Below are 12,544 nucleotides of genomic sequence, written 5' to 3'. Positions count from 1 at the left end.
ATATTTAAAATTCTGCATTATTAGGAGTTCTGGAAAATGGAATTACATCACGAATATTATTCATTCCAGTAATAAATTGAACTAATCTATCAAAACCTAACCCAAACCCACTATGAGGAACTGATCCAAATTTACGTGTTTCTAAATACCACCAAAGCTTATTTGTATCTATATTCATATCTTTTACTCGTTTGAATAATATTTCATAACGTTCTTCTCTTTGAGATCCTCCAACAATTTCTCCTATATTTGGAAATAAAATATCTATAGCTCTTACAGTTTTACCATCATCATTAATACGCATATAAAATGCTTTAATTCCAATCGGATAATCAAATATAATTACAGGAATTTTTTTGAAATATTCATTAACTAAATATTGTTCATGTTCCGATTGAATGTCCATTCCCCAAGTAATTGGATGTGTATTGTTTTTTTCTTTTTTTTTTTTTTTATTTAGTATTTTTATTACATCTGTATAACTAATTTTTTGAAATTTAGACTGTAATATATGTTCCAATTTATCTATAAGATAAAATTTATCTTTATTCCATTTTTTTATATTGTCATTTAAAAATGATAAATCTTCTGTACAATTATAAAGAATGTATTGTATAACAAATTTTAATAAATTTTCAGCTAAGTTTATAATTTTTTCTAAATTGTAAAAAGCTACTTCAGGTTCTACCATCCAAAATTCAGATAAATGTCTAGAAGTATTTGAATTTTCTGCACGAAAAACAGGTCCAAAAGTATACACTTTACCTAATCCTATACTAGCAGATTCTGCTTCTAATTGACCTGATACACTCAAATAAGTTTTGCATTTAAAAAAATCTTTTTCATAATCTATTGTATTTTTACTAAAATCAAGAGTAGTTACTTGAAACATTTTTCCAATACCTTCACAATTTGAAGTAGTAATAATTGGAGTATGTATATAAAAAAAATTATGTTCATGGAAATACTTGTGTATAGAAAAAGAAATACAGTGTCTAATTCTCATTATACAACTAAATAAATTTGTCTGAAAACGTAAATGAGATTGTGTTCTAACTTTTTCTAAACTATGCTTTTTAGGTTGTAAAATAGATTTTTGAAGTAACTTACTATCTACTGATTTGTAGATAGTAAAATTTATAGATTGTAACTCAATATTTTGTTTGTTGCCTATGCTTCTTTTTATTAATCCAATTGATTTTATAGAAGTTCCAATTGTTATTTTATTTAAAACTTTTTTTTCCAAATTTTTTGGAAGAACAATTTGTAAATTTTTAACGGTAGATCCATCATTCAAAGAAATAAAAATGGAATTACGAAAAGAACGAATCCATCCTTCAACTAATATTTTTTTATTTAAAAAAATAATTCCTTTATCTAATAATTCTTTTACAGAATATTTTTTTATTGTCATTTTTATATTTTTAATATCTCATTTTCTTTATATAAAAAGAATTCATCTATTTTTTTAGTATATTTATCTGTAATTATTTGTATATGGATCTCACCTTTTTTATAAATATCTTTAGATATTTTTAACTTTTTTATATTATTATTATTTTTTTTTCTTATATTCCTTATATGTACTTTTGCTTTTTCTGATTGTATTTTAATATTTTTTATAATATTTTTTCTGCCTTCTTCTGTTATTACAGGAATTAATATATGTATTGTATCTCCTCTATTTGTTGGAGTTACACCTAAATTTGAATCTATAATTGATTTTTCTATTTGTGAAAGTATTGTTTTATCCCAAGGTTTAATAATAATATTCATGTTATCTACAGTAGTAATATTTGATACTTCTAATAATAGTGAATATGCTCCGTAGCATTTTACTTTAATATTACTTAATGAATAAGCTACCGATTTACTACCTAATCTAATTGTATGTATTTCCTTTTTTAATTTTAAAAAAACATTTTGCATATCTTTTTTGCAAAAAGAGAAAATTTTATTTAAATCTTCCATAAGATCTTCCATAAGATTATTAATTTTTATAAACTAAAGTACCTATTTCTTCACCTGATACTAATTTTTTAAAATTTTCTTTCCTATTGATATCGAAAATAACAATTGGTAAATTATTTTCATTTCCTAAAATAAAAGCTGTTTGATCCATTACTTTTATTCCCATTTTGTAAACCATATCAAAAGATATGTTTTTAAGTTTTTTTGCAAATTTATCTTTTTCTGGATCTGTAGTATAAATTCCATCTACTTTAGTGCCTTTTAATAAAACATCGGCATTTATTTCTATTGCACGTAATACTGCTGCAGTATCAGTTGTAAAATATGGATTTCCTAATCCAGCAACGAATATTACAACTCTTCCTTTTTCCAGATGTCTAATTGCTCTATCTTTACCAAAAGGTTCAGCTATTTGATCCATTCTAATTGCTGTTTGAATATATGTGCAAATTCCTACATTTTCTAAATAAGATTGAAAAGCTATTCCATTTATAACAGTTGCTAACATTCCCATATAATCTCCTTCGATACGATTAATTGTTTTTTCCTCTTTTTTAGAAGTAGTAAATCCTCTAAATATATTTCCACCTCCTATTACTATTGCAACTTGCCCCCCCATGTCTACTACTTGTTTTACTTCTTCAGCATATTGTTTAAGACGATTATAATGAAATCCAAATTCGTTATTTCCCATAAGAGCTTCTCCACTTAGTTTCAATAATGATCTTTTATACTTCATGAAAAAGATTTTTTTTTATAAAAAGAATATTACGGAAATATTCCTAGTTTTTCGTAGGAATCTATAATTTTATTAATTGCAAGGAGAAAGGCTGCAGTTCTCATATTTTCAATATTTGATGATTTTTTTAAATTTATAATCTTATGAAATCCATTAATCATTGTATCTTCTAATCCACTACGAACTAAATCAATTTCTCTTGCACCTCTTAAAATAATTTTTTTTTCTTTCTTTGAAATTTTTTTATTGCAAATTGTTTCTACAACTTGTAGTAATCTGGCATTCATATTTTCATTAAATCTTTTTTCCATCCTACCATATCGTACATGACTTAAATTTTTCAACCATTCAAAATAAGAAACTGTTACCCCACCAGCATTTAAATAAATATCTGGAACTATAATAATACCTTTTTTTTCTAATATTTCGTCTGCTTCAGGAGTAATTGGCCCATTAGCTGCTTCTCCAATAATTTTTGCTTTTATACGATTAGCATTATTTATATGTATTACATTTTCTAAAGCAGCAGGAATTAATATATCACATTCTAACTCTAGTGCACTTTCTGTATTTTTTATATTTTTTGCTTTAGGAAAATTTAATATAGATCCTGTATTTTTTAAATGTAAAATTACTTGAGATACATCTAATCCATTTTTATTATATATTGCACCTTCTCTTTCTGCTAAAGCTACTATAATTGCTCCTGCTTCATAAAAAAAATTAGCTGTATGGTATCCTACATTTCCTAATCCTTGTATTATAACTTTTTTACCTATTATACCAACTTCAAGTCCGATAGAATCCATTTCTTCTTTCATTTTGCACAATTCTCTAATTCCATAAAATACACCTAATCCAGTAGCTTCTTTTCTTCCCCTTAAACCTCCTTGAGATACTGGTTTTCCAGTTACGCAAGCTAAAGCATCTACATCACTTGGTCTAAGTGATAAAAAGGTATCAAATATCCAGCTCATTTCTCTTTCTCCAGTTCCGTAATCAGGAGCTGGGACATCAATTCCTGGACCTATAAAGTTTTTTTTAATTAATTCAGAAGTATAGCGACGAGTTATTTTTTCAATATTTTCTTCAGACATAGTTTGTGGATCTATTTTTATTCCTCCTTTAGCTCCTCCAAAAGGAACATCTGCTATAGCACATTTATATGTCATTAAAGCAGATAAAGTCATAATTTCATCTTGTGTGACTTTCATACTATATCTAATTCCACCTTTACAAGGTAGTTTATGATGAGAGTGTTGGACTCTATAAGCTTCAATTACTTTTATTTGTTTTCCTATTTTTACAGGAAAATTCATTCTGTATACAGAATTGCATTCTTTAATTTGTTCTAAAAGGCCTTTTTCTATTGGAATAAATCGTGTAGCTTTATCAAAATTTTTTTCTATACAATTAAAAAAACTATATATATTAGTTTTATTTTGGATTTTTTTTGACATAAAAAAGTTTTTACACATTTATAAATATAGAATGAAAAAATTCAAAAATGAAAGATATATGAAAATACAAATCTACATTTTATGTAGAAAAATTATAATATATTATATAATATATTAAACTTAAATATTAAATTAGAATAAAATGTTTATTATTTTTTTTGGAATAAAAATTATTTTTTTTACTATATTTTTTTTTAATATATTTTTTGTTTTTAAATTATTTAAAATTTTATTTTTTATTTCTTCTTTTTCAATATTATAATCAAATTCTTCTAAGAATTTGAATTTTCCATTAAACATAATTGGATATGTTATTTTATTTTTTTTAATATATTTTACATCTATAATTGGCATAGGATGATACAAAATAGAATTTTGTTTTCCCAATTTATTCCATAATTCTTCTGATATATGTGGGATAAATGGAGCCAATAATTGTATTAATGGTTCTAATATTTTTCTTTTTTTGCATTTTAAAATAAGTAATTTATTTATTGCAATCATAAAATAACTAATACATACGTTGAAGGAAAATAATTGTATATGTTTTTCTATATTTTTTATAGTGTAATGTAATATATGAAACTCTTCAAATGTTGGATCTGTTTCTAATACCTGAAAAACACCATTTTGATGAAACAAATTAAATAATTTTTTAATAAATTTTTTTACTCCATTTATTTTTTTATCATCCCATGGTTTAGATTGAACAATAGGACCTAAAAACATTTCATGAAGTCTAAAAACATCAGCTCCATATTTTTTATATATATCATCTGGATTTACAATATTATATTTTGATTTGGACATTTTTTCCAATTTTCTTTTACATAAAAAAGTACCATTTTCTAATATAAAAATAGAATTATAAAATTCTGGTCTAATTTTTTTTAGGTTAGATATATTTAAATGATTATTATTTTCAATAAAAAAAATATCTATATATATTTCCTGAAACATATGAAATACTTTTGATTTTTCTTTTAGACCATAAGAAACAAATATATTCTTACCAATTACTTTTAATATAATAGCAGAAAAACTAAGAATCATTCCTTGATTTAATATTTTTTTAAATGGTTCCTCTGTTTGGACCCATCCTCTATCTTTTAAGAATTTATGCCAAAATCTAGCATAAATTAAATGTCCAGTATTGTGTTCAGATCCTCCTATATATAAATCCACATTTTTCCAATAATTTTCTTTTTTTTTAGATAAAAAAAAATTTTCATTAGTAACATCCATATAACGTAAAAAATACCAACTAGATCCTGCCCAACTAGGCATTGTATTAGTTTCTATAGGAAATACACTTTTATAATCAATAAATGAATTTGAAACTATTTTCATATTTTTTTCATCCCATGCCCAGTTCTTAGCTCTAAATAAAGCAGATTTTCCATTTTTTGGTTGAAAATTATGTATTTCTGGAAGAATAACAGGTAATTTTTCAATAGGTATAGTTTTTGGAATTTTATTTTTTAAATATATAGGTATTGGTTCCCCCCAATATCTTTGTCTAGAGAATACAGCATCACGTATTCTATAACTTATTTTTAACTCTCCAATTTTTTTATTTATTAATATTTTAATTATTTTTTCTCTTGCTATATTAATAGGTAATCCATTTAAAAAATCTGAGTTATAACACACTTTTTGATTTTTTTTATTGCAAAATCTAATAACTTTTATAGTATTTATCCCAAATTTTTCCGAAAATAATTTACTTTTTTCTTCATGGGCAGGAATTCCTATCATGGATTCCATACTATTTTCCATATTGAAAAAATTTGTAACGTAAATAGGAATTAATTTTTTTGTAATAGGATTTAAAACATAATTTCCTGTGAATACACCAGTAATATTTTTTTTATTAATATAAAAAGTTTTTTCTATGTAATTCTTAACTTTCTTTTTGTAATCAGCAGATAAGCTAATATTATTAACATATGGATGATTTATTGATAATATTGCGAAAGTAATTCCAAATACCTTTTCTGGATGTAAAAGAGTAAATTCAATTATTTTTTTATCCTTTGAATGAAGTACTTCTAAAAAAACTGTAATTTTTTTTGTTTTTCCTATCCAGTTTATTTGAGATTTTTTTAAAGATGAAGAACAACAAATATAATTTAATCCGTTTATTAATCTATTTGCGTATGCATTAATCCTAATATGCCATTGCAACATTTGTTTTTTATAAACTTTGTATCCCCCTCTTATACTTTTACCATTTTTAATTTCTTCATTTGCTAAAACAGTACCTAAATCTGGACACCAGTTCACCATACTTTTGCATAAATAAGCTAATCTATAATTTTGTAAAATGTTTTCTTTTTCATTATCATTGAATTTTTTCCACTTTTTACTATCGAACTTACATAAGTATGAAGTATTAGCGTTTACAAAATAATTTCCGTTTTTTATAAATTCTTTTATTAGAGATTGTATTGGTTTTGCTTTATTGTCATTTTTATCGTACCAAGAATGGAATATTTGAATGAACATCCATTGTGTCCATTTATAATAATTCTTGTCACTGGTTTTTAATTTTCTATTCCAATCGAAAGATATTCCTATATTTTTTATTTGATTAGTATATTTTTTTTCATTTTTACTAATTATATAATTTGGATGTTTTCTATTTTGTATAGCATATTGTTCTGCAGGTAATCCAAAAGAATCAAATCCTATAGGATTTAAAACGTTAAATCCTTTTGTTATTTTGTATCTTGCATATATATCTGAAGCTATATAACCCAAACAATGTCCAACATGCAATCCATATCCGGAAGGATATGGGAACATATTTAAAATATAGTATTTTTGTTTTTCATTTTCCTTAACATGGAAAATTTTATTTTTTTCCCAATATTTTTGCCAATACTTTTCTATCTTACGAAAATTATATTCCATTATTATATTTTTTTTTAATATTTTTTTTTAGTAAAAATTACAATAGATTTTATTATGTAATTTTAATTTTTTTTCTGTTAAAAAATATATGTAAAAACAGTAAAAATAGTTTAAAAAAATAAAAAAAATGTTTAATGATCGTAAAGATTATTTTTTAAATAAAAAATTTTTAAATAATCAGAATGTAAATGTATTAATAAAAATCATTCATAAAAATCCTAAATATGTATTAAAAATATTTAGGCTATTAAACTTGTATAAATCTATTTCTGTATTCAGAATTATAGATCTTCCTATTAAAAAAAAAATTATAGAAGATTTACCTTATACTGAAAAAATGGAATTGTTAAATAAATTATCAGTAGATGATAGAGTTTCTTTTTTAGAAAACCTACCAAATCATTCTTTAAAAGATTTAATTAAATATTTAAATCCAGAAGAAAAAAAGAAAACTTTGGTTTCGTTGGGTTATCCTGAAAATAGTGTAGGTAGATTGATGATTCCACATTATTTGGCAGTGCAGAAAAATTGGAGAGTACAAAGGGTATTTAACTATATACGAAAAGAAATAAAAAATAGTGATTTTATAGAAATTATTTATGTTATAGATAAAAATGGGAAATTGATAGGAGATATAAAAATAAAAGAGTTTTTATTAGTTGATCCAAATACTATGGTATGTTCTTTAATGGATAAGCAACATACTTCAGTTTTAAAAGTAACTGATACAGAAGAAAAGGCAACTCAAATATTTTCTATTAATAATAGATTGTCACTTCCAGTAGTAGATAATCAAAATTATTTACTTGGAATAGTTACAATAGATGATATTTTATGGGTTTTAAATGAAAATTATAGAGAGGATTTTCAAAAAATAGGAGGTATGGAAGTTCTAAATCAATCCTATCTTAACGTTCCTTTGTATAAATTAATAAAAAAAAGAGCAAGATGGTTAATTTTATTATTTATAGGTGAGATGTTCACTACTACAGTAATGCAGCAATTTACCAGTGTAATAGAAAAAGCAATAGTTCTTTCTTTATTTATTCCATTAGTAGTTTCTAGTGGAGGAAATAGTGGATCTCAAGCCGCTAGTTTGATTATTCAAGCTATGGCTTTAGGAGAAGTTAAAGTAAAAGATTGGTGGAGAGTAATGAAAAGAGAAATTATTTGTGGATTTTTTTTAGGAAGTATATTAGGAATTACAGGGTTTCTTCGTATTATAACTTGGCATAGTACTAGATTATTTGATTATGGGCCACATTGGATTTTGGTTGGATTTACTATTTTTTTTTCTCTTATTGGAGTAGTTTTATGGGGAACATTTAGTGGTTCAATGTTACCATTTATTATTAAAAAATTTAATGGGGATCCTGCTACTTCATCTGCACCTTTTGTCGCAACAATAGTTGATGTTATTGGCCTAATAATATATTTTTCTATGTCCTATATTCTTTTACATGGAACTTTACTATGAAAAAAGTATCTCAATTTATTAATAATAGTTTTTATATCTTCAGGAATAGGACAATTGAAAACACATTTTTTATTATTTGGATGAATAAAAGATAGAGATATAGCATGTAAGGCTTGTCTTTTCAAGATATTGTAACAAATTTTAAAAAATTTAATATGTTTACTTGAACAAATTTTAATAATTTTTTTTCCATTGTAAATTGAGTCTTGAAAAACAGGATGACCTAAATATTTAAAATGTGCTCTTATTTGATGTGTTCTACCTGTATTTAATTTACAAGAAATATATGTTATATACTTAAATTTTTCCAAAACTTTATAATGAGTTATCGAATATCTTGCATTTTTTATGTATTTATTTTTTTCTAAAATTGTCATTCTTTTTCTATTTTTTGGATCTCTTCCTATAAAACCAGTAATAGATCCTTTTGTATTTTGTAATATTCCCCATACTAAAGCAATATATTTTCTTTTAATTGTTTTTGTATAGAATTGTTTCAATAAGAAATTTTGAGTATATTCATTTTTAGCAAAAACTAACAGTCCAGATGTATCTTTATCTAATCTATGAACTAGACCAAATCTATGTAATTTAGATAGATTGTAATTGTAATATTTAATTCCGTTAATTAAAGTACCTTTTTCATTTCCATATCCAGGATGGACGACAATTCCAGATGGTTTATTTATAATCATTATATCTTCATCTTCATAAATGATATTTATATTTATTTTTTCTGCAGTAATATTTTTTTCTTCAAAAAAGTTTTTTTTTAACACTGGTATTTTTATTGAATTTTCCAATTCAATATTGTCATACTGTTTTATTTTATAATTATTTTTTACTATATGTTTATTTACTAAAATTTTTCCTAATCTAATGAATTTTTGTATTTGATTTCTACTAATATTTTCCTTAGTAATTTTTTTTGTTAGGTATTTATCAATTCTAATAGATTTTTTAGTTTCATTTACAATAATTTTAATTTTTTTTATACTTTTTTCTGTCATTTTTATGAAAATTTTTATTATTGATTTTGTTCATATACTTTTAATTTCTTTTCTTTTTGTTTTATTATAGAACTTCCATAGTTTTTTAATTTCTTTTCTTTTTGTTTTATTATAGAGTTTCCATAATTTTTTAATTTCTTTTCTTTTTGTCTTACTATAGAGTTTCCATAATTTTTTAATTTCTTTTCTTTTTGTTTTATTATAGAACTTCCATAGTTTTTTAATTTCTTTTCTTTTTGTTTTATTATAGAGTTTCCATAATTTTTTAATTTCTTTTCTTTTTGTCTTACTATAGAGTTTCCATAATTTTTTAATTTCTTTTCTTTTTGTTTTATTATAGAACTTCCATAGTTTTTTAATTTCTTTTCTTTTTGTTTTATTATAGAACTTCCATAGTTTTTTAATTTCTTTTCTTTTTGTTTTATTATAGAGTTTCCATAATTTTTTAATTTCTTTTCTTTTTGTCTTACTATAGAGTTTCCATAATTTTTTAATTTCTTTTCTTTTTGTTTTATTATAGAACTTCTATAGTTTTTTAATTTCTTTTCTTTTTGTTTTATTATAGAACTTCCATAGTTTTTTAATTTCTTTTCTTTTTGTTTTATTATAGAACTTCCATAGTTTTTTAATTTCTTTTCTTTTTGTTTTATTATAGAACTTCCATAGTTTTTTAATTTCTTTTCTTTTTGTTTTATTATAGAACTTCCATAGTTTTTTAATTTCTTTTCTTTTTGTTTTACTATAGAGTTAACAGAATTTTCTAATTTCTTTTCTTTTTGTTTTACTATAGAGTTAACAGAATTTTCTAATTTCTTTTCTTTTTGTTTTACTATAGAGTTAACAGAATTTTCTAATTTCTTTTCTTTTTGTTTTACTATAGAGTTAACAGAATTTTCTAATTTCTTTTCTTTTTGTTTTACTATAGAGTTAACAGAATTTTCTAATTTCTTTTCTTTTTGTTTTACTATAGAGTTAACAGAATTTTCTAATTTCTTTTCTATAACTAAATCAGTATTTTTATAGTTTTTTTCAATATTTTTAATTAAAATATGATCTTTATTAATAAAATTTTTTTCTTTATTTTTTTTATCTTTAAAGGAATATTTCATTTGTATTAATTTTTCCATTAACATTTCTTTTTCAGTTAACCATAATTCAATTGGTTTACTTTTGTTATATATATTTCCATAATGTGGATTTTGACGATATACTACTTTTTCTATATTTTCTATATTAGAATTCTTCAATGTTGAAGAGTTATCATAATAAAAATGAATAATATTAAATGATTTTTGTTTTAAAATAGTAGTTGCATTGTATAAAGACATTCCAATAACATTTGGAATTGATTCAAATGTGTTTTTATCATATCCTTTTCCAATTATTAAAATAATACCTTCATGATCATATGGGAATAGGTCCCCTGGAAAAATTTGTTTTTTTTTATACAAAACCTTACCTACTGTTTCTTTGGAAAATCCAGTAGTATATATAATTTTCCTAATTAAAATCTTATTTTCATTAAGTAATTTTATAGCTATGTTCTTTTTCTTATTTAAAATACTAGGTAATACAATGTTTTTTGTAGAAGTAAAATTTACTTTTATATATATTTTTCTTCCTTCTTTAATTCTATTTCCAGCTTCCGGTGAAAAAAAAATAATCTGATTGTTTTTTAAATTTGGATTGTAATGACGTTTATCTATATCATATTTTAAACCTAATTTTTTCAAAATGTATATAGATCTTGATAAAGTTAAATTACGTAAATTAGGCATAATGACATAAGTTCCATGTTTAGTATAAGTATCAATCCATTTCAAAGTAAAATTTATTATTTTATAGAATAAAAATATGGATATCAATAAATTAATAATAAAAATTAAAATGTATTTTGAATAATTCATTTATATAAAATATTTTTAAAACCAATAAAAAAAGAAATAATGAAAAATATTGCAGTAGTTATGGGTGGATATTCTAAGGAATCTTCTATTTCATTAGAAAGTGGAAAAATGGTTTATGATAATTTATGTAGAAAATGTTTTATTCCATATTGTGTTTATCTTTTCAAAGATAAATGGTTTATGAAAAATAAAGAAAATAAAAAATTTTTTATAGATAAACATGATTTTTCTGTTTTTGTAAATGAAAATAGTCGTATAAATTTTGATTGTATTTTTAATGCAATACATGGGTCTCCAGGAGAGGATGGGATGTTACAGTCATATTTTGATTTATTAAAAATACCGTATACAGGATGTAATTTTCATCAAGCAAACATAACTTTTAATAAAAAATATTGTTTATCATTATTAAAATATTTAGGAATAAATACAGCTAAATCTTTTTTTTTAAACAAAAATCAAACTTTTTGTAAAAAAGAAATATTAAATAGTATTGGAATCCCTTTTTTTGTAAAACCTAGTAGATCTGGTTCTAGTTTTGGAATTACAAAAATTTATAAGGAAGATGATTTTGATAAAGCATTATCTACAGCATTCAAAGAAGATAATGAAATTATAATAGAATCTTTTTTATCAGGTAGAGAAGTATCTGTTGGAGTATTTTCATTTAGAAATGAAATAGTTGTTCTTCCAATAACAGAAATAATTAGTAAAAATGATTTTTTTGATTTTGAATCTAAATATTCAGGTAAATCTAAGGAGATAACTCCCGCAAATTTTCCACTTAACATTGAAGTTAAAATAAAAAATACTGCTATAAAAGTATACAAATATTTGAATTTATACGGAATTTCCAGGTCAGAATTTATTATTGTTGATGAAATACCATATTTTTTAGAAATTAATACAGTACCTGGCCTTTCTAAAGAAAGTATTTTTCCAAAACAGTTGAAAACTGCTGGAATATCTTTATCCGATTTTTTTCATGATTTTATAGATTCTTCTATAAAAAAATGTCTTTATAATTTACAATGACATTTTTTTTTGCAAAAAAATCTTTTTTT

General features: G+C 22.9%; 9 protein-coding genes. 2 read left to right on the top strand and 7 right to left on the bottom strand.

The annotated features are described in order from the left end of the window. Positions 1-4: 4 nt before the first annotated feature. The 5 genes from asnS to H0H76_RS02400 form a co-directional block, all read right to left on the bottom strand. Positions 5-1,414: an asparagine--tRNA ligase gene (gene asnS / locus H0H76_RS02420; RefSeq protein WP_185855442.1), complete on the bottom strand. Its 1,410-nt coding sequence runs from the start codon at positions 1,412-1,414 to the stop codon at positions 5-7. Between the two features lie 2 nt (positions 1,415-1,416). Next, on the bottom strand, positions 1,417-1,983 hold the full coding sequence (locus H0H76_RS02415; protein ID WP_238783871.1) for a ribosome-recycling factor: 567 nt from the start codon (positions 1,981-1,983) through the stop codon (positions 1,417-1,419). A gap of 7 nt (positions 1,984-1,990) precedes the next feature. Continuing rightward, entirely contained in the window at positions 1,991-2,710 is a 720-nt protein-coding gene (pyrH, locus tag H0H76_RS02410) for a UMP kinase (RefSeq protein ID WP_185855441.1), read from the bottom strand. A 29-nt stretch (positions 2,711-2,739) separates the two neighbouring features. After that, positions 2,740-4,170: a Glu/Leu/Phe/Val family dehydrogenase gene (locus H0H76_RS02405; RefSeq protein WP_185855440.1), complete on the bottom strand. Its 1,431-nt coding sequence runs from the start codon at positions 4,168-4,170 to the stop codon at positions 2,740-2,742. Between the two features lie 132 nt (positions 4,171-4,302). Further along, the gene (locus H0H76_RS02400) at positions 4,303-7,086 is read right to left on the bottom strand and encodes a class I tRNA ligase family protein (RefSeq protein ID WP_185855439.1); all 2,784 of its coding nucleotides are present in this window, start codon (positions 7,084-7,086) and stop codon (positions 4,303-4,305) included. A gap of 127 nt (positions 7,087-7,213) precedes the next feature. Between H0H76_RS02400 and mgtE the strand changes: the two genes are divergently transcribed. Continuing rightward, on the top strand, positions 7,214-8,563 hold the full coding sequence (gene mgtE, locus H0H76_RS02395) for a magnesium transporter (protein ID WP_185855438.1): 1,350 nt from the start codon (positions 7,214-7,216) through the stop codon (positions 8,561-8,563). Here mgtE and H0H76_RS02390 read toward each other — a convergent pair. Together H0H76_RS02390 and H0H76_RS02385 are read right to left on the bottom strand one after the other, a co-directional pair. Beyond that, positions 8,533-9,573 (bottom strand): RluA family pseudouridine synthase, encoded by a 1,041-nt coding sequence (locus tag H0H76_RS02390; protein WP_185855437.1) that lies wholly within the window; start codon positions 9,571-9,573, stop codon positions 8,533-8,535. The genes mgtE and H0H76_RS02390 overlap by 31 nt on opposite strands. 17 nt (positions 9,574-9,590) lie before the next feature. Then, positions 9,591-11,396 carry a PASTA domain-containing protein gene (locus H0H76_RS02385; protein ID WP_238783870.1) on the bottom strand — a complete coding sequence of 602 codons (1,806 nt, stop codon included), beginning with the start codon at positions 11,394-11,396 and terminating at the stop codon, positions 9,591-9,593. A 123-nt stretch (positions 11,397-11,519) separates the two neighbouring features. On the opposite strand from H0H76_RS02385, the gene H0H76_RS02380 reads away from it, so the two are divergent. Beyond that, a complete protein-coding gene (locus tag H0H76_RS02380; RefSeq protein ID WP_185855435.1) occupies positions 11,520-12,515 on the top strand; it encodes a D-alanine--D-alanine ligase in 996 nt (331 codons plus the stop codon). The last annotated feature ends 29 nt before the right edge of the window (positions 12,516-12,544 follow it).

This window comes from Blattabacterium cuenoti, assembly GCF_014251275.1.
GTDB lineage: Bacteria > Bacteroidota > Bacteroidia > Flavobacteriales > Blattabacteriaceae > Blattabacterium > Blattabacterium cuenoti_AG.
The sequence above is the reverse complement of the archived record's forward strand: the minus strand, read 5'-3'. Positions and strand labels throughout refer to the sequence as shown.

What these genes read in the sequence shown, in the direction of transcription:
- asnS (WP_185855442.1), bottom strand. Translation starts at nt 1,414, where the DNA reads ATGACAATAAAAAAATATTCTGTAAAAGAATTATTAGATAAAGGAATT.
- H0H76_RS02415 (WP_238783871.1), bottom strand. Translation starts at nt 1,983, where the DNA reads ATGGAAGATCTTATGGAAGATTTAAATAAAATTTTCTCTTTTTGCAAA.
- pyrH (WP_185855441.1), bottom strand. Translation starts at nt 2,710, where the DNA reads ATGAAGTATAAAAGATCATTATTGAAACTAAGTGGAGAAGCTCTTATG.
- H0H76_RS02405 (WP_185855440.1), bottom strand. Translation starts at nt 4,170, where the DNA reads ATGTCAAAAAAAATCCAAAATAAAACTAATATATATAGTTTTTTTAAT.
- H0H76_RS02400 (WP_185855439.1), bottom strand. Translation starts at nt 7,086, where the DNA reads ATGGAATATAATTTTCGTAAGATAGAAAAGTATTGGCAAAAATATTGG.
- mgtE (WP_185855438.1), top strand. Translation starts at nt 7,214, where the DNA reads ATGTTTAATGATCGTAAAGATTATTTTTTAAATAAAAAATTTTTAAAT.
- H0H76_RS02390 (WP_185855437.1), bottom strand. Translation starts at nt 9,573, where the DNA reads ATGACAGAAAAAAGTATAAAAAAAATTAAAATTATTGTAAATGAAACT.
- H0H76_RS02380 (WP_185855435.1), top strand. Translation starts at nt 11,520, where the DNA reads ATGAAAAATATTGCAGTAGTTATGGGTGGATATTCTAAGGAATCTTCT.